Source organism: Kribbella sp. NBC_00382 (assembly GCF_036067295.1).
Classification (GTDB): domain Bacteria; phylum Actinomycetota; class Actinomycetes; order Propionibacteriales; family Kribbellaceae; genus Kribbella.
This window is the reverse complement of record NZ_CP107954.1, coordinates 5,666,028-5,683,124: the sequence shown is the minus strand read 5'-3', so window position 1 is coordinate 5,683,124 and position 17,097 is coordinate 5,666,028. Positions and strand designations below refer to the sequence as shown.

14 protein-coding genes are annotated in these 17,097 nt (G+C 67.3%); 10 read left to right on the top strand and 4 right to left on the bottom strand.

Going from position 1 to position 17,097, the window contains the following annotated elements:
- Nucleotides 1-14 precede the first annotated feature (14 nt).
- Together OHA70_RS27140 and OHA70_RS27135 are read left to right on the top strand one after the other, a co-directional pair.
- The gene (locus OHA70_RS27140; protein WP_328322455.1) at nucleotides 15-3,341 is read left to right on the top strand and encodes a hypothetical protein; all 3,327 of its coding nucleotides are present in this window, start codon (nucleotides 15-17) and stop codon (nucleotides 3,339-3,341) included.
- A gap of 1,456 nt (nucleotides 3,342-4,797) precedes the next feature.
- Complete coding sequence (locus OHA70_RS27135; protein WP_328322453.1) at nucleotides 4,798-5,505, top strand: hypothetical protein; 708 nt, start codon at nucleotides 4,798-4,800, stop codon at nucleotides 5,503-5,505.
- 67 nt (nucleotides 5,506-5,572) lie between these two features.
- Here the strand turns inward: OHA70_RS27135 and trpD are convergent, their stop codons facing one another.
- Genes trpD through OHA70_RS27120 form a run of 3 tightly spaced genes read right to left on the bottom strand, consistent with a single transcriptional unit; the run spans nucleotide 5,573 to nucleotide 8,060 of the window.
- A complete protein-coding gene (trpD, locus tag OHA70_RS27130) occupies nucleotides 5,573-6,658 on the bottom strand; it encodes an anthranilate phosphoribosyltransferase (protein ID WP_328322451.1) in 1,086 nt (361 codons plus the stop codon).
- A gap of 10 nt (nucleotides 6,659-6,668) precedes the next feature.
- A complete protein-coding gene (locus OHA70_RS27125; protein ID WP_328322449.1) occupies nucleotides 6,669-7,085 on the bottom strand; it encodes an Rv3143 family two-component system response regulator in 417 nt (138 codons plus the stop codon).
- Between the two features lie 57 nt (nucleotides 7,086-7,142).
- Complete coding sequence (locus OHA70_RS27120) at nucleotides 7,143-8,060, bottom strand: cytochrome c oxidase assembly protein (protein WP_328322447.1); 918 nt, start codon at nucleotides 8,058-8,060, stop codon at nucleotides 7,143-7,145.
- Nucleotides 8,061-8,091: 31 nt separating this feature from the next.
- On the opposite strand from OHA70_RS27120, the gene ctaE reads away from it, so the two are divergent.
- From ctaE to OHA70_RS27095, 5 genes are all read left to right on the top strand, one after another.
- Nucleotides 8,092-8,805 carry an aa3-type cytochrome oxidase subunit III gene (gene ctaE, locus OHA70_RS27115; protein WP_442913847.1) on the top strand — a complete coding sequence of 238 codons (714 nt, stop codon included), beginning with the start codon at nucleotides 8,092-8,094 and terminating at the stop codon, nucleotides 8,803-8,805.
- The gene (gene qcrC / locus OHA70_RS27110) at nucleotides 8,802-9,668 is read left to right on the top strand and encodes a cytochrome bc1 complex diheme cytochrome c subunit (RefSeq protein ID WP_328322443.1); all 867 of its coding nucleotides are present in this window, start codon (nucleotides 8,802-8,804) and stop codon (nucleotides 9,666-9,668) included. Before ctaE ends, qcrC begins: the two co-directional genes overlap by 4 nt.
- 26 nt (nucleotides 9,669-9,694) lie before the next feature.
- Nucleotides 9,695-10,720 (top strand): cytochrome bc1 complex Rieske iron-sulfur subunit, encoded by a 1,026-nt coding sequence (gene qcrA / locus OHA70_RS27105; protein ID WP_328335222.1) that lies wholly within the window; start codon nucleotides 9,695-9,697, stop codon nucleotides 10,718-10,720.
- A complete protein-coding gene (qcrB, locus tag OHA70_RS27100; RefSeq protein WP_328322441.1) occupies nucleotides 10,717-12,399 on the top strand; it encodes a cytochrome bc1 complex cytochrome b subunit in 1,683 nt (560 codons plus the stop codon). The genes qcrA and qcrB overlap by 4 nt, the downstream gene beginning before the upstream one ends.
- A gap of 101 nt (nucleotides 12,400-12,500) precedes the next feature.
- Entirely contained in the window at nucleotides 12,501-13,730 is a 1,230-nt protein-coding gene (locus tag OHA70_RS27095; protein ID WP_328322439.1) for a serine hydrolase domain-containing protein, read from the top strand.
- Here OHA70_RS27095 and OHA70_RS27090 read toward each other — a convergent pair.
- Nucleotides 13,727-14,092, bottom strand: coding sequence for a MerR family transcriptional regulator (locus OHA70_RS27090; RefSeq protein WP_328322437.1), 366 nt, complete (start codon nucleotides 14,090-14,092; stop codon nucleotides 13,727-13,729). The genes OHA70_RS27095 and OHA70_RS27090 overlap by 4 nt on opposite strands.
- A 60-nt stretch (nucleotides 14,093-14,152) precedes the next feature.
- Between OHA70_RS27090 and OHA70_RS27085 the strand changes: the two genes are divergently transcribed.
- From OHA70_RS27085 to OHA70_RS27075, 3 genes are all read left to right on the top strand, one after another.
- Nucleotides 14,153-14,803 carry an RBBP9/YdeN family alpha/beta hydrolase gene (locus OHA70_RS27085; protein WP_328322435.1) on the top strand — a complete coding sequence of 217 codons (651 nt, stop codon included), beginning with the start codon at nucleotides 14,153-14,155 and terminating at the stop codon, nucleotides 14,801-14,803.
- Nucleotides 14,804-14,914: 111 nt separating this feature from the next.
- Nucleotides 14,915-15,145, top strand: a complete 231-nt coding sequence (locus OHA70_RS27080) for a hypothetical protein (RefSeq protein ID WP_328322433.1) — start codon at nucleotides 14,915-14,917, stop codon at nucleotides 15,143-15,145.
- An 11-nt stretch (nucleotides 15,146-15,156) separates the two neighbouring features.
- Nucleotides 15,157-16,692 (top strand): serine/threonine-protein kinase, encoded by a 1,536-nt coding sequence (locus OHA70_RS27075; RefSeq protein ID WP_328322431.1) that lies wholly within the window; start codon nucleotides 15,157-15,159, stop codon nucleotides 16,690-16,692.
- Nucleotides 16,693-17,097 lie beyond the last annotated feature (405 nt).

Below are 17,097 nucleotides of genomic sequence, written 5' to 3'. Positions count from 1 at the left end.
GTTACGGTGAACGCATGAGCAACCCTCCCGCCGGCTGGTATCCGGACCCCACCGGACAGCCCAACACCATCCGCTGGTGGAACGGGACGCAATGGACCAACCGCACCGACAAGGAAGAGCCGGCCGCCGACTCCGCTCCTGCGGACGAGGACGCCGCGTCCGACACCTCAGGTAGCGCGTCCCAGGGCCCAGCCTCCACGCTCCGGAGCGCATCCGACGGCACAGCCGCGGTGTCAGGCGGGACGCCTGCTGCTTCCGGTGGCACGTCTTCCAGCCCCGCGTCGGGTGCTACGCCTTCTGCATCCAACGCGTCCGCGTCCGGCACGGCTAGCTTCTGGCCGGCTACCGCTGAGTCCGGACCCAGCACCGCTTCGGCCTTCAAGGCGAGTGCGGACGGCCCGGCAGCCCCCCGCGTGTCGGTGGTACCGGATGACTCGGTCGTATCGGATGACTCGGCGGGCGGTGACGGCTCGAGCGGATCGACGGGTTCGGCTACTGCGGGGCTGACTCCGGCGGAGAAGGCGAAGTCGACGTGGATGGCGCCGACGCCGATACCGGAAGCCGCGAACCACTGGACCCAGCGCCCGGTACCGGACGATGCCCAGCCCATCACCCAGGAGCAGGCCGAAGCCGAGGCCGAGCCGGCCCAGCAGACCGGCTGGACCCTCAAGCTGGCGCCCAACTCATCCAGTACTTCGCCAGCGGCGACTCCTGAGCCGGAGGCGCAATCCTGGTCAGACACCAACTGGACCGAGCCGCCGACCGTCGCGCCGACTCCAAGGGACCCGGTACCAACCTCAGACACAGACACCACCCAGGTAATCCCCGCCACCAACGGCTGGGGCGAGCGGCCCGCTGCGACGCCAGCCGACAACCGCTGGGGGCAGCAGGCCGCCTCCACACCTGACAACGGCCAGAGCCAGCAGCCCGATTCGGCACCGACCGACAACGGCTGGGGCCAGCAGAGCGGCGACGCCGAGGTGACGCAGGTCAACGCGTGGCCCCCGCAAGGCAACGCAGACGCCACGCAGGTCACGCCGTGGAACCAACAGGCTGACTCGGAGACGACGCAGGTCGCCCCCTGGGGCCAGCAGGGTGAATCGGCCGCGACACCGGTGACTCCGTGGGGCCAGCAGGGCGACTCGGAAACCACGCAGGAGGACGGCTCGGGGCAGCAGGGTGCTTCGACGGGTACTGAGGGCGGTTGGGGTCAAGCGGGCGGCACCCAGGGTGCAGCCGTTGGTGGTTGGGGTCAGGAGCCTCAGAGTGCCGCCAACGGGTGGTCCCAGAACGGACCAGCGACCGACGACCAGACGGTTGCTGACGGCTGGTCGCAGACCGGTCAGCCGTCCGGCGAGCAGTCTGCAAGCAATCCCTGGGCAGCTGGTGACGACCTGGCCGCCTCCGACCACGGGCCGTCGACGTCTCAGGGCGCTGCTGACTCGTCGGTGAGTGCTGACGACCAGACCTCGGCGCAGACCTCAAGCGGACAGCAGACTGCCGGTCAGCAATCCAACACCAGCAACAACCAGCAGAACGCCTCCCCCACCAAGCAGTCGACCGCAGGCGCCTGGAACCAGTCCGGCCCACAGGAGACCGCCGCTGGAGGCTGGCCCCAAGCCGCTGGCCAGGAGGCTGGCGCAGACGGCTGGACGCAGGCCGCTGGCCAGGAGGCCAGCACAGACGGCTGGACGCAAGCCGAAGACAAGCAGACCGGCACTGCAGGCTCTGACCAGGCCAGTGGCCAGCAGACCGGTGCTGCCGGTTGGGGACAGGCCGGTGGCCAGCAGACCGGTACTGCCGGCTGGGGACAGGCAAGTGGCCAGCAGGCTGGTGCTGCCGGCTGGGAGCAGGCCGGTGGGCAGCAGGCTGGTGCTGACGGTTGGGGTGCATCCGGTGGGCCTCAGGCCGGTACCGAGGGCGCGCCAGATGGCACGGCGAACGCCGAAGGCGCATCGGGCAATCAGCAGACAACAGCCGCCGGCTGGGGCACGCTAAGCACCCAGAACGGCGCGGAGGGCTGGGGTTCCGGCGCTCAGCAGTCTGGTGCGGAGGGCTGGGGTTCGGGCCCGCAGCAGTCCGGCGCGGAAGGCTGGGGATCTGGCCCGCATCAGTCTGGTGCGGAGGGCTGGGGAACTGGTCCGCAGGCGGCCGGTGGTGAGGGTTCGGCTTCGGGTGGCGTGCAGCAGGCGGGTACCGGTTCGCCGCAGGCTGGTGAGAACGGCTGGGGCTCTGGCGCGCAGGGAGCTGGCGCAGCAGGCTCGGGCGCGCAGCAGGTAGGTGGCGCGGGTTGGGGTGAGGCTGGAGCACAGGCGAACGGGGCTGCGGGCTGGGGGCAGGCTGGCGGGCAGCAGGGTGGCTGGGCGGGTTCTGGCGGGCAGCAGGGTGGGGCTGCTGGTTGGAGTACTTCTGGGGCAGCGCCGGCGAGTGATGATGGTTGGGGTACGGGCGGAGTACAGGAAGCTGATGCGGGGCAGTGGGGTAGCTCTGCGGCGCAGCAGACGAGTACTGATCAGTGGGGTGGCTCGCAGGCGACGGAGCAGCAGGCTGGTACGCAGTGGGGCGGGCAGCAGGCTGGTGAAGCTTCGCCTTGGCAGGGCGGTGGTGGAGGACCTCAGAGCGGTGGACCGCAGGGTGGCGAGCCGCGCAAGAGTGGTGGCGGTAAGACGCCGCTGATCGTCGGTGGGGCGATCTCGCTCGTCCTGCTCATCGTGGCGGCGATCTTCCTGATCACCAACCAGGGCGACAAGAAGACGGCCGACCCGACCCCGACGCCCACCGGCACCGCACCGACGAACCCGAACGTCAAGCCGGGCCAGTCGAAGGACCCCAAGCTCCACGAGGGCAACCGGATCACGTCCGACGCGATCTCCTTCCCGCGCCAGGGCAACGGCTGGTCCGACCGCAAGCGGCTGATCCCGCAACTGCTGAACTCCAGCGGCCAGTACGTCACACTGCAGGCCGATTTCGACGGCAGCAACGACTGGTACGCGGACATGTTCGTCGGTGCCCTCGGCAACAAGACTCCGTTCAGCGGCGATCCGAAGGCGACGGCGGCGGTACTGCTCGGGCAGGTGCACACCTGGAACTACGGCAACATCCCGGTCACCTACAAGGCTGTCCGCAACGGCGCGATCAAGCGTTCGGACAAGGCGGGCTGGTACTACCAGGAGACCGTCACGGCGAAGTCACCCAAGGTCAAGTCGGTCCTCCTGCTGACGGTCGCGGTCTTCGACCTCGGCGACGGCACCGCGGTCGCCTACATCAGTGACATCCCCACCAACCGGCCGGATCTGAGGACGGCCGAGAGCCAGGTCTACAAGGGAATCAACGTTGGCTGAAAACGAACCACCCCGCCCCCCTGCCCGCCACAGCGCCCCACCCCCGCCCCCAACCGACCCGTCCCCCACTGACTACTGGTTCGCGGAAGCAGAACCACCGTCGCCCAGCGGTGCGGAAAGGCTGGCTACTGAGGACGGGTTGGAGGCCTCGGATCCGCTGCTGGGCCAGTCCCGCGCGCCCGCGCCGCCACCTCCCCCACCACGCCGTGCATCAGCACAGGAGCCAGTACCGGCTCCTACTCCGACTCGCGCGCCAGCTCCAGCATCACCTTCGGCATCGGCTCCCGGAGTAGCCGGTACTGCGGCTGAGCGGCCCGCCGTACCCGGCGAGAGTGCTGGCCAGCCGCAGAGGGCTCACCAGCAGCCGCAGCAGTCCTTCCGGGATTCGCAGCCGGCGCCTAGCCAGCAGGGTGCGCAGTACACCCCCGGACCGCAGGCTCCGACCTCGCACCTCGGTGGGCCCCAGGCCGGTCCCCCGCAGAACGCGCAAAGGCCAACTGGACCGCAAGGTGGACCCTCGCAGCCAGGTCAACCGCAGAGCGGGTCGGCACCGCAGCCCGGTATCGCGCAAGGCGCGCCAGCACCACAGCCCGGCCGCCCACAAGCCGGCCAGCCGCAGCCGCAGCCGGGCGTAGGCATGCAGGGAGCTGTACCTGGGCAAGGCTCGCAGGCAGGTGGCTACGGGCCGCCGATGCGTCCAACAGGTCGGCAAGGCCAACCTGGTCAAGTACAGGCGCAAAGGCATCCGGGGCCGGGAGCCTCGGTTGGTCCGGGTCGAGCAAGCGGTCCTGGTGGGTCAAGCGTTCCTAGTGGGCCGAGTGGTCCCGGTGGGCCGGGTGTCCAGGAGGGCCAGGGCGGGTCGCAGGGGTCTGGGCAGGCTGGGCCGTATGGCGCTGCTACTCAACCAGGACGGTCCGGTCAGATCGTTGCGCCTAGTACGCCAGGCCCAGGGCAGGCAGGTCCGCAGGGGCAGTATGGGTCTCGTGGATCGGCTCCGCATGGGCAGGTTGGGGCGCCGGGGCAGCCGGGGCCGTATGGGCAAGCGGGATCGCCCGGCCAGCCGCATTCTCCTATGCAGGGGGCTCCGCAGGGTTATGGACAAGGTGGCTACGGTCCGGCCGGAACACCGGGGTCTGGTGGTCAGAGGGGGCCGGGCAGGCCTGGTGATCAGTCGGGCGCGTATGGCTCGGCGGGAGGGCCGCCCCGTGGCCCTGGACCTGGCTGGCAAGCGCAGGCTTTGGGCGGTGGGCAGTTGCCGTCGGTGGGTGGCTCACCGACGGGTGGACGACCGGTAGGTGGACCGCCAGTTGGTAGGGCGCCGGTTGGTGGGCAGGCGGCTGGCGGGGCGCCGGTGGGTGCGTGGGGTGCGCCTGTTGATGAGGCCTTGTCTGGTGGGGATGACGGGTATGGGGTTGTTGATCCCGGGCGAGGCGGGGGTGGTGGGCGGAACGGACGGTTGGTTGGAGTTGCGGCGTTGGTGGTCGGCGCCCTGGTGGTGACCGGGGTCAGTGTGAATTGGATTTGGGACAAGGCTGATGCCGTCACGCCGGTTTCGTTGCCTTCGGCTAAGAGTGAGCCGTTGCAGACGGTCAGTCCGTCGGCGGCGCCTACTACGCCGCCTCCGCCGGAGGGGCAGGTGCTCGGGTCGAACATCGTTGCCTTCAACAAGGACACCATGCCGTTGATGGGGACCGACTGGGAGGACAACGGGAGTGGCGAGAGCGTCGGCCTGCTCGGTGGCGCGGCGACCTGGTTCACCGTGCACGACAAGTACGACGGCAAGAACGCGCGGTGGGGCAACTATGTCGCCTTCGGTGGGCTCAACCCGAAGATCAAGGTCGTCAGTACGCCGGTCGGTCTGAAGGAAGCGACCGTTCAGGCGGCCAGTGCGGCGATCGTCAAGCTGTACGACCCGAACGTGAAGCTGATCGGCAAGGCGACCCACACCCCGATCACGGTCGACGGGCATGCCGGCCACGAGCTGACCATCAAGGTGGTCGTCAAGGTGCCGAAGCTCAAGGAGACCTACTCCAACATCATGGCTGCCGTGATCGACCGCGGTGACGGCACCGCCGACTTCGTGATCGCCGACATCGCCGGCAGTACGCCGAACTGGATCCCGGTCTGGCGCGCCAAGGTCCAAGAGATCAAGATCGGCGGCTGACAAAGAGCCCGCCTCCCCCAGCAACAGCGGGGCGGCGGGCTCTTCAGCAAAAACTCTCCAGCAAAAGCTAGGAACGAACAGCCACGCAGGCGTCGATCCAGCGGTCCAGCACGTTCTTCGCCTCGCCGGAGTCGATCGCCTCGGCCGCCCGGTCCATCCCCGAGCGGATCCGCGCCACCAACGGCCCGGTACTCCCCTCATGCGCGGCCAATGCCGCCCCAGCGTTCAGCAGTACGACGTCACGCACCGGCCCCGTCTCGCCATCGAGCAAAGCCCGCGCGACCTTCGCGTTGTACGTCGCATCCGCACCCCGCAACGCCTCGATCGGCACCGGCGCGATCCCCAGCTCCCGCGGATCCAGCGTCTCCGGCCCCTCGACCGCCCCACGCCCAACCGTCCACACCTGCGACGTCGTCCGCGTGGTCAGCTCATCGAGCCCGTCATCGCCATGGAACACCAACGCATCGATCCCCCGCCGAGCCAGCACACCGGCCATCAGCCCTGCGACACGCCCGTCCCCCACGCCGACGGCCAGCGCCGACGGGTTACCCGGGTTGGCCAGCGGCCCGAGGATGTTGAAGGTCGTCGGCACCCCGAGCTCACGACGCGGTACGGACGCATGCCGCAGCGCCGGGTGAAATGCGGGAGCGAAGCAGAACGTGATCCCCGCCCGCTCCCCCACGGCCTCAACCTGCGCCGCAGTGAGATCAAGCGGAATCCCCAACTCCTCCAGCACATCTGCAGAACCGCAAGCAGACGACGCCGCCCGGTTGCCGTGCTTGAGGATCTTCGCTCCGGCCCCGGCCGCGACGATCGCCGACATCGTGGAGATGTTCACAGTGTGGGCTTGGTCACCGCCGGTACCGACGACATCGAGCGTCCGGCCCGGTACGTCGATGCGCGTAGCGAACTCGCGCATGGTGGCGACCATGCCCTCGACCTCGGCGACCGTCTCACCCTTGGAACGCAGCGCGATCACGAACCCGGCCAGCTGGGCGGGTGAGGCGGAGCCGGACAGGATCTGCTCCATCGCCCAAGCGGTCGCGGAGGCGTCGAGGTCCTCATGCCGGAGCAACGGGTTGAGCACCTGCGACCAGGTCAGCGCACGGCCGCCAGGCGTAGTACCGGCGGGGGTATCCAGCGGGGCGGACACAGCGCCGGGATCAGGTGGTCGCGGGCAGCTTGGCGACCCGCTCGCGGAGGAGCCCCGCGGTCGCCTCGGCCAGCCGGACCGGGTCGATCGGGTGCGAGACAGCTGCCTCCGCACGCGACCAGGTGGCCAGCCACGCGTCCTGCGGGCGGCCGATCAGTACCAGGATCGGCGGGCACTGGAAGATCTCGTCCTTGAGCTGACGGGCGATCCCCATTCCACCGGCCGGGACGGACTCGCCGTCGAGGATGGCCAGGTCGATGCCGCCCTGGTCCATCAGCTTGATGACGGCCGGCTCGGTCGCGCACTCGAAGTACTCGAGCTCGGGCAGATCGGCGGCAGGCCGCTTGCCCAGAGACAGCCGGACGGACTCCCGGGTGGTGCGGTCGTCGCTGTAGACCAGCACCTTCAGCGGACGCTCTGAACTCATCGATTCATCCCAAGCTGTTGTCTGTTACCAACGGACCCATATCGAACACCGCGAATGCTACCGGGGAGGCTGGCCGGCTCTGCGCGCCTGTTCCTCCAACCGGTCGAGCCGGCGGTCCTCACGCTTGGCCTCACGCTGGGACTGGCGCACCCATTGGACGAAGAGCACCCCGAAGAAGACCAGCCCGACGATGTCGCCGGAACCCCACAGCAGCCCGCCGGCGATGTACTGGTCGCGCAGCGGCGATGGCGGCCAGGAGCGGCCGAAGCTCGTGTACCAGTCCTCCGCGATCAGTCGGTTCGCGGACATGATCGTGATCCCCAGGAACGCATGGAACGGCAGCGTCAGGAAGGTCAGCAGCAGCCGGAACGGGTAGATCACCCGGCCGGGCACCGGATCCAGCCCGAGCAGCGGCCAGAAGAACAACGAACCGACAACGATGAAGTGGACGTGCAGCAGGTCGTGCAGGCCGGTCGACCGCAGCGTCGCGTCGTACCAGCCGCTGAAGTAGAGCGCCCACGGGCTCAGCACGAACAGGACGAAGCCCACCAGGGGGAAACAGAGCACCTTCGCGACATGCGAATGCAATACGGAGAGCAACCATCCGCGGGGCCGCTGCGGAAGGGTGCGCAGGGCAAGCGTCACCGGCGCGCCGAGCGCCATCGCCAGCGGGGTGAGCATCGACAGGATCATGTGCTGAGCCATGTGCACGCTGATCAGCACCGTGTCGTACGTGCCCAGCGCCGACTGGGTGGCGATCACCGCGCTGCCCAGCCCCAGGCCGACGAAGGAGAAAGTCCGGCCCTTCGACCACTTGTCGCCGCGGGCCTTGAGCCGGTGGACGCCGTACAGGTACAGGGCGCCGACGACCACGATCACGCTGAGTAGCACCGGCTCGAAGGTCCAGGCGGTCAGCAGCCGGACCGCGGTGAACGGCTCGATCTGGTCGCCTGGTCCGGCATGGAGGGGAAGCACCTGTCAACAGTAGAAACAGGAAGTCGGCGACATGCATGGGGGTGGGCGTGCTGTCAGATACCTGGACCGACATAATGACGCCGTGGCCACTGCAACCGCGCTCCCAGCGTCTCGTGAACACGGACACCACGACCGTCCCAGCATGGTCAGTGTCGGCACGATCGTCTGGCTCTCGAGCGAACTGATGTTCTTCGCCGCCCTGTTCGCGGCGTACTTCACGATCCGGTCGGTGACGACCGCCGCGGCGACCGAGGGGGTGGCATCGCTGTGGGACGTCTCCACCGAGATGCTCAACGTCCCGTTCGCGGCCGTGAACACGACGATCCTGGTGCTGTCCTCGGTGACCTGCCAGCTGGGCGTCTTCGCCGCCGAGCACGGCAAGGTCGGCCGGAGCGGCTCGGTCGGCAACGTCCGCTCCTGGGGCATGCGCGAGTGGTTCATCCTCACGTACCTGATGGGCGCGGTCTTCATCGCCGGCCAGGTCACGGAGTACGCGACCCTGGTCCACGAGGGCGTGACGATCTCGTCGTCGGCGTACGGATCGGTCTTCTACCTGACCACCGGTTTCCACGGTCTGCACGTGACCGGCGGTCTCATCGCTTTCGTGTTCGTCCTCGCCAGGACGTACATGGCTCGTAAGTTCACCCACGAACAGGCCGTCTCCGCGATCGTCGTGTCGTACTACTGGCACTTCGTCGATGTGGTCTGGATCGCCCTGTTCGCGACCATCTACCTGCTCAAATGAGTGAGAAGAGACTTTCCTTGTCACCGGCGCGCTTCCTCTCCGCGCGACGACGGCACCGGTCAGCCGGCCTCGTCGTGCTCCTGTTCGGCCTCCTGGCGGTGGGCTCCGCGTACGCCGCGTTCGCCCCTGACAACGCGACGGCGGACACCTCGGCCCAGACCCAGCAGATCGAAGAGGGCAAGAAGCTCTTCGCGGTCGGCTGTGCGAGCTGCCACGGACTGAACGCCGAAGGCGGTGGCAACGGCGAGGGCAAGTTCGCCGGCCCGTCGCTGATCGGTGTCGGCGCCGCCGCGGTCGACTTCCAGGTCGGTACCGGCCGGATGCCCGCGATGCAGCCCGGCGCGCAGATCCCGCGCAAGACCCCGGCGTACACCCCGGCCGAGATCGAGGCGCTCGCGGCGTACGTCGCCAGCCTCGCCCCCGGCCCCGCGGTACCGGCCGAGGACTCGTACGACATCAGCAAGGTCACCGACGAGCAGGTCACCCGCGGTGGCGAGCTGTTCCGGACCAACTGCACGGCGTGCCACAACTTCGCCGGCAAGGGTGGCGCGCTGCCGAACGGCCGCTACGCCCCGTCGCTGATGAACGTCGACCCCAAGCACATCTACGAGGCCATGCTCACCGGCCCGCAGCAGATGCCGGTCTTCTCCGACCAGGTCCTGCAGCCGGACGACAAGCGTGACGTGATCGCGTATCTGAAGGCACTGCAGGAGCAGAAGGACCCGGGTGGCTTCGGTCTCGGCCGGCTCGGCCCGGTCTCCGAGGGTCTGTGGGGCTGGCTGGTCGGTATCGGCCTGCTGGTCGGCGTGGCGGTCTGGATCGGCGCCAAGGGCGTCAAGGCCAAGGGAGTGAAGGCAGAGTGAGCGACGAGAAGGCCAATCTCCCCGCGGTGAGCGGGGAGGGGCACGACAGCCAGGTCGTCCTGGCGGAGCCGATCCCGGATCCGGGTATCGAGCCGCACGAACTGCGCATCACCGACATCGACCCGAAGGCAGCCGACCGGGTCGAGCGTCAGGTCTCGACGATGTTCGGCCTGGCCGGACTGCTCTTCCTGGGTTCCTGCGTCGCGTACTTCGCGATCCCGCGCGACGCGACGCTGCAGTTCGGGCCGCTGTCGGGCAACGCGAACAACCTCACCCTCGGCCTCTGCCTCGGCGTGGGACTGTTCCTGGTCGGCGCCGGCGCGATCCAGTGGGCCAAGAAGCTGATGGTCGACACCGAGATCGCCGAGGACCGGCACGACGCGCACTCCACGCCGCAGCAGAAGACCGAGATCATGGAGGCCTTCCAGGTCGGCGCCGCCGAGTCGGGCTTCACCCGCCGGAAGCTGATCCGCCGGTCGCTGATCGCCTCGATGGGCCTGCTCGGGCTGCCGGCCATCGTGTTCCTGCGCGACCTCGGCCCGCTGCCGGGCCGCAGCCTCTACACGACCATCTGGGCCAAGGGCATCCGGGTCGTGAACGACGTCACGCTCCGCCCGATCAAGCCCTCCGACCTGATCGTCGGCCAGCTGGTCAACGCGGCACCGGCCAACCTCGCCCCGATCGAGGAGGAGAGCGCGGTCAATTACCAGAACGAGAAGGCCAAGGCCGCCGTGATCGTGGTCCGGATCAAGCCGGAGGAGATCCGGACGCCGGCCGGCCGGGAGAACTGGGGCATCGACGGCATCCTGTGCTACTCGAAGATCTGCACCCACGTGGGCTGCCCGATCTCCCTGTACGAGCAGACCACGCACCACGTGCTCTGCCCGTGCCACCAGTCGACGTTCGACCTGGCCGACGGTGCCAAGGTCGTCTTCGGCCCCGCCGCCCGTCCGCTGCCGCAGCTACCATTGGCCGTGGATGCAGAGGGCTACCTTGTCGCGCAGAGCGGCTTCAACGAGCCGGTCGGCGCGAGCTTCTGGGAACGAGGGTGACAACCGTGTCTGACAAAGACTTTCCGGCACCGGTCAAATGGGTCGACGACCGGCTGGGTATCGGGAAGATCGGGAAGAAGAACCTGCGCAAGGTCTTCCCCGACCACTGGTCCTTCATGCTCGGTGAGATCGCGCTCTACAGCTTCATCATCCTGCTGCTGACCGGTGTCTTCCTGACCTTCTGGTTCAAGCCGTCGATGGCCGACGTCACGTACCAGGGCTCGTACAGCCTGCTCAAGGGCCTGCACATGTCGGAGGCCTACGCCTCCACCCTGGACATCTCGTTCGACATCCGCGGCGGTCTGCTGATGCGGCAGATCCACCACTGGGCGGCCGTGCTGTTCGTCGCCTCGATGATGGTCCACCTGCTCCGCATCTTCTTCACCGGCGCGTTCCGCAAGCCGCGCGAGCTCAACTGGGTGATCGGCTTCGGGATGCTGTTCCTGGGCATCATCGAGGGCTTCATCGGGTACGGCCTGCCGGACGACCTGCTCTCCGGTACCGGTCTGCGGATCACCCAGGGCATGATCCAGGCGTCACCGATCGTCGGCTCGTACCTGACCTTCTTCATCTTCGGCGGCGAGTTCCCCGGCGACGAGTTCGTCTCCCGGTTCTTCACCGTGCACGTGCTGCTGATCCCGGGCCTGATCCTGGCTCTGGTGACGGCCCACCTGTTCCTGGTCGTTTACCACAAGCACACGCAGTACCCGGGTCCCGGCCGGACCGAGAAGAACGTCGTCGGCTACCCGCTGATGCCGGTCTACATGGCCAAGGCCGGCGGCTTCTTCTTCGTCGTCTTCGGCATCACCGCCCTGATGGGCGCGCTGCTGCAGATCAACCCGGTCTGGCTGTACGGCCCGTACAACCCGGCCGAGGTGACCGCAGGCTCCCAGCCCGACTGGTACATGGGCTGGCTGGAGGGCTCCGTGCGGCTGATGCCGGGGTTCGAGAGCCATTTCTGGGGAGTCACGCTCAGCTGGAACCTGCTGATACCGGCGCTGATCATCCCGCCGGCGTTCGTGACCCTGGTCGCCCTGTATCCGTTCATCGAAGGCTGGATCACCGGCGACAAGCGCGAACACCACCTGCTGGACCGGCCGCGCAACATGCCGACCCGGACCGGGATCGGCGCCGCGTTCATCACGTTCTACGGCCTGCTCTGGATCGGCGGTGGCAACGACCTGATCGCCACCCACTTCGGGGTCTCGCTGAACAACGTGACCTGGTTCCTGCGGTTCGCGGTCTTCCTCGGCCCGGTGCTCGCGTTCTGGGCCACCCGGCGGATCGCGATCTCGCTGCAGCGCTCCGACACCGATCGGATCCTGCACGGCCTCGAGTCCGGCATCATCGTCCGGACCCCCGAGGGCGAGTACTACGAGAAGCACACCCCGATCTCGAACTACGAGGCGTACGAGCTGACGGCCCGCGACCGGCTGCTCCCGCTGGACATCGGCCCGGAGACGGACGACAACGGCGTACGGGCTCCGAAGCGGGCGCTCAACAAGGTCCGGGCCCGGTTGTCGAAGTTCTACTTCGCCGACGCGGTCCAGAAGCCGACGGCCGCCGAGATCGCGGAAGCCCACGCGCACGGTCACCACGACGAGCACGAGGCGGTAGAGGGCGCCACCGGCACGGTGGAGCTCGACGAGGGCACCGCACACGAGGTCACGCGCCACTGATCAGCAGCTTCGCTCAGAAAAGCCCCGGCTCCGGCCGGGGCTTTTCTGTGTGTCAGGGCGGTGGCGGGGCGGTGTCAGGGCGGTTCGTGATCGTTGGCGGCATGAAGAGATCACAGAGCAGGTTCTTACGGCGGATAGCGGCGGCTGGGCTGGCTGTTGGGCTCCTGGCCGGGTTGGGCGCTCCAGGGGCGGCAGCGGCCCGTACAGGCGCGCCTGGGGGCGATACAGGCTCGTCTGCGGTCCTGGGGGCTCCTGGAGCCGGTACGGAGCGGCCGGAGCTGCAGGCGGCGTTGCAGGCCGTCGTGGACGCCGGGTTCAGTGGGATCCAGTTGCGGGTGCATGACCAGCGTGGCGATTGGGTCGGCAGTGCCGGCGTACGGAAGCTGGGCGACGACGCGAAGCCGCCGACCGACGGGCGGTTCTGGGTCGGCAGTGTGACGAAGACCTTCACCGCGACCGTGGTGCTGCAGCTGGTCGCCGAGCACAAGCTCAGCCTGGACGCCTCGGTAGCCCGCTACCTCCCCCGCTACGGCTTCGACCCGCGGATCACGGTGCGGATGCTCCTGCAGCACACCAGCGGCCTGTTCAACTACACCGGCGAGCTCTACGAGAACGGTACGACCGTGCTGGGGATCCCAGCGGTCGGCAAGGACTGGGTGGAGAACCGGTACCGGAGCTACCGCCCGGAGGAGCTGGTCCGCTTCGCGCTGTCGAAGCCAGCCCGGTTTGCGCCTGGTACCGGCCAGAGCTACTCCAACACCAACTACACGGTCGCCCTACTCCTGATCGAGAAGGTCACCGGCCACTCGTACGCCGGTGAGGTCCAGCGCCGCATCCTGCGACCACTAGGCCTGCGCGACACCGCCGTACCGGGCAACAGCCCGCAACTACCCGGACCCCACGCCCACGGCTACTACCGCTACCAGGACGGCGCCGACTGGAAGGTTGTCGACGTAACCCGCCAGAACCTGTCGCTCCTAGCCGGGGCAGGCGACATGCGCTCAACCACTGCCGACCTGCAGACCTTCATCCGTGCCCTGATGACTGGAAAGCTTGTGCCTGAGCCACTACTGACCCAGATGCGCACTCCCTACGGCACCCTCGGCTACGGCTACGGCCTCTTCATCCAGGACCTAGGCCCCCAGTGCGGCGGAACCTTCTACCAACACAACGGCAGCCCGCCTGGCGGCTACGGCGCCCTCATGTACAGCAACGCAGACGGCACCCGCACAATGACCGCCTCCGTAACGTCCGGGGACGCTGCGATCGACGTACCGACCGCCTTCTACACAGCCCTCCCCAAGCTCCTCACGGCCGTCTTCTGCGCTTAACCGCTGGCTGACGAACTCCGCGATGCGAGACCGCTCAGATGTCGTTGAGTGTCGCGGAGTTCGGCTTGTCTAGCGTCGAGGCGGGTCGCCAGGGAGTCCAGCTCGGCCCGCAGGCGAGGGCACAGCTCGAGGGTTGTGCCGTGCTCGCCGGTACGAGCGCAATCCAGGTACTGCCGGATGGTCGACGTTCCGATGCCGGCGGCGATCATCGTCCTGATCTGGGCTACCCGGGTGACGTCGGATTCGGCGTAGTTCCGGTACCCGTTGCTGTTGCGGGCCGGTACCAGCAGCTCCTGCTCCTCGTAGTGCCTGAGCGCCCGCGTACTCACCCCGGTCATCTCAGCCAACTCGCTGATCAGCACTACCGCCTCCCGCTCATCGCTTGACCTTCACGCTGACGTGAACCCCTACGGTCCTGCACCATGACAGCAACAACCCACCGCCGCGCCTCAATCATCCACGGCTACGCCGCAACCCCCGAAGACCACTGGTTCGGCTGGCTGGCCGATCAACTCGAGGCCGACGGAATCCCCACCACGATCCCCCGCCTCCCCGACCCGCAACACCCAGACCCCACCCGCTGGGCAGCAGCCGTCCGTACCGCCGTAGGCACCCCCGACGAAAACTCGACCATCATCGCCCACAGCCTCGGCTGCCTAACCGTCCTCCGCCACCTAAACGCGCTCCCCACCCCCTGGCGCCTAGGCACCCTGGTCCTCGTAGCCGGCTTCGTAGACCCCCTCCCCGCCCTCCCAGAACTAGACGACTACATAGCCGACGGCTGCCCCCTGGGTGGGGTCAGCGCAAACGTCGACCAGCTGACACTCATCCGCTCAGACGCCGACCCATACGTCCCCGCACCCCACACCGACCGCCTGGCGGCTCTCCTCGGCACAACCCCCAAGATCATTCCTGCGGCTGGCCACTTCCTCACCTCCGACGGCTTCACCACCCTTCCCCAAGCCCTCGCCTCGTTCTCATCACAACCGAGTGGAACTTGCCGCTCTCAGGACCCATTTCGCTCGCGCGTACCCCGTACATCCCCGTCTGCTCTGCAATCTCCGGCAACTTGAGCCATCCGCTCGTCGCGGTCGCTGACCAGAGCGTGCGCTTGTCGTCTCGGCTGCGCCTGCGATTGTCGGAACGCTGCGCAAATTGTCGATTTAGGCTGACAAACTTGGTCGGTGAGCACCAGCGAAGAGCCGAGCGCGCTCGACCATCTGGCCAGTCGCGTCAAAAGTGTGATCCAGGACGGCCAGAACAACCTTCAGCAGGTCGGTCCAATGCCGACGCCGCCACGGATCTCTATCAGCGATATGTCCGATGGCGTTCGGCGGCTGAGGACGTTCTCTTCGCCTTGGGTTTGGACCGGACATCTGTCGCACAATCGCAGTCTCCGAGGCATCGCGATCTAGTCGGTGGCAAGGTGCCAGTTCAGCACTTGTATCGAGAGGTCGATGCCGAACGCCAATTGATAGGGGAGCAACTCCGGAAGGCACTGGCCGCTAGCCAGCAGAGCACAGAGCAAGCCTTGGAGGGGTTGGAAGCCTTCCAGGGGCTGACTGGAGCCCGGTTCTGGTATGACACCACCGCGCCTCTTGGCAGACCGGGGAGCCAGGGTCAGGTGTTCAGTGGCCTGGATCAGAACAGGGAGCCCGTGGCCGTCAAGCGGGTCCAGATTCGTACGGATGATCCGCAACGTGAGGCTATCGAGCGAAAGCAGGTCAACCGTGAAATTGAGGTAGCTCAACTGCTCGCCGGCTCGAAGTCACGTTTCCTGGTACCGATCGTCGACTGGGCGTATGTCAACGACGCTCTATTGATCGTCATGCCGGTAGCAACGCCGAGCCTGGCAGAGGTCATCTCAGCCAATCCCGATGGCCTGGCGCTGGCCGAGGTCCGTCAAGTGGTGATTGACGTCGCGAACGGCCTGGTCGATATCCACACCGCAGGCATCGTCCATCGCGACATCAAGCCGCAGAACATCCTCAAGCACGACGGCAGGTGGTGCCTTGCCGACTTCGGTATTTCGCGGATTCTCGATGTCGCAACTGCTACTCACACCTGGATGGGTACGGGAACCCTCGAATATCGAGCTCCTGAGGTCTTCAGGACGGCGCGGACCACCCGTTCGAGTGATCTCTACGCTCTCGGTTGCGTAGCTTTCGAGGCAGTGACAGGGAATGTCGCCTTCCCCGGACCCGATTTCGCGGCGCAACATGCTGGAGGGATACCGGCGCTCCCAGATGAGTTGGACGCGGTACTGAGCGCCCTCATCTATCGACTATTGGCAAAGGATCCAGGGAGTCGGCCCAGGCAGGCCGAAGATCTGCTCGATCGCCTTCGCGGTGATCGACAACTCACCGCCGGCCAACAGCGGATGCAGCAACACCATGCGAAGGCCACGAGACTCCAGCTGGAGCAGCAGGCACGAATGGAGCAGATCTCTGCCCGGGAGGCTCAGAGATTCCAGGCGACATTAGCTCTCAACCTGATCTGGAACGACGCGACGTCCCTCGCCCAGCGGGCCGTGCCAGAGACCACATCCGGCATCGATGAGAATGCGATGTGGCGGATGACTCTCGACGACCGGCAACTGATCGCGAGTCTGGAGGTCTTCACCGGCGACATGGCGCCGCTGCTCCTCATCGGCGAGCTCAGATTGACGACTGACGAAGAGTTAGAGCCCGGCGCACGCCTCGCGAATCTGCTCGCCACCTCTGGTGACGACGACTCAATTACCTGGCATATCGCACAGTTCGCCCACAATGACGCGTGGCCAAACGAACCTCTGGCGCCTTCCACCTGGGGGGCAGTCGATGCAGGCGCCATCCGGATGAATAGTGGCCAAACGGTAGGTTTCATCCCATTGCTTGCCCGGATGCAGATTTTGAAAGCCCATCACATCGTGGACCTGTTCAGCGGTGAAGGCATCTTCGATGACCCTGGCCAGCTTGACTGACGGTTTAGACCGCCCTGGACAAGCGGCGGACACCTCGGACCGGTGCACGGCGACGATGCATTAGAGGCGGCAACGCCGGCGTCCCACGCAAGCTGGCTGCTAGTCCGTCAGCGACGTGGTCGGCACGGAGGCGCCTCACTCATCGGTGACTTCGAGCCATGTAGGGGGACACCACCGGCGTGGTCGCGTTTCGCGCGACATGGGAGCGCCTACACGGGTGGGTGGGAGCCGGCGCGGGAGTGAGCGACGCAGGAGCGAGCGGGCGCTGGCTTGGGGCAGGCGACGGGTGGGTCGGGGTGGCCGACGTGGGGTACACCGTGCCCGGGCGCTCAGGAGCTGCTGGAGCCCATCAGGGTGCGCCACCCAGGTGGTCCCACCGCGCGACGTAGGAGCGCCTGCACGGGT

What these genes read in the sequence shown, in the direction of transcription:
- ctaE (WP_442913847.1), top strand. Translation starts at nt 8,092, where the DNA reads ATGCATGGGGGTGGGCGTGCTGTCAGATACCTGGACCGACATAATGAC.
- qcrC (WP_328322443.1), top strand. Translation starts at nt 8,802, where the DNA reads ATGAGTGAGAAGAGACTTTCCTTGTCACCGGCGCGCTTCCTCTCCGCG.
- OHA70_RS27125 (WP_328322449.1), bottom strand. Translation starts at nt 7,085, where the DNA reads ATGAGTTCAGAGCGTCCGCTGAAGGTGCTGGTCTACAGCGACGACCGC.
- OHA70_RS27085 (WP_328322435.1), top strand. Translation starts at nt 14,153, where the DNA reads ATGACAGCAACAACCCACCGCCGCGCCTCAATCATCCACGGCTACGCC.
- OHA70_RS27095 (WP_328322439.1), top strand. Translation starts at nt 12,501, where the DNA reads ATGAAGAGATCACAGAGCAGGTTCTTACGGCGGATAGCGGCGGCTGGG.
- OHA70_RS27140 (WP_328322455.1), top strand. Translation starts at nt 15, where the DNA reads ATGAGCAACCCTCCCGCCGGCTGGTATCCGGACCCCACCGGACAGCCC.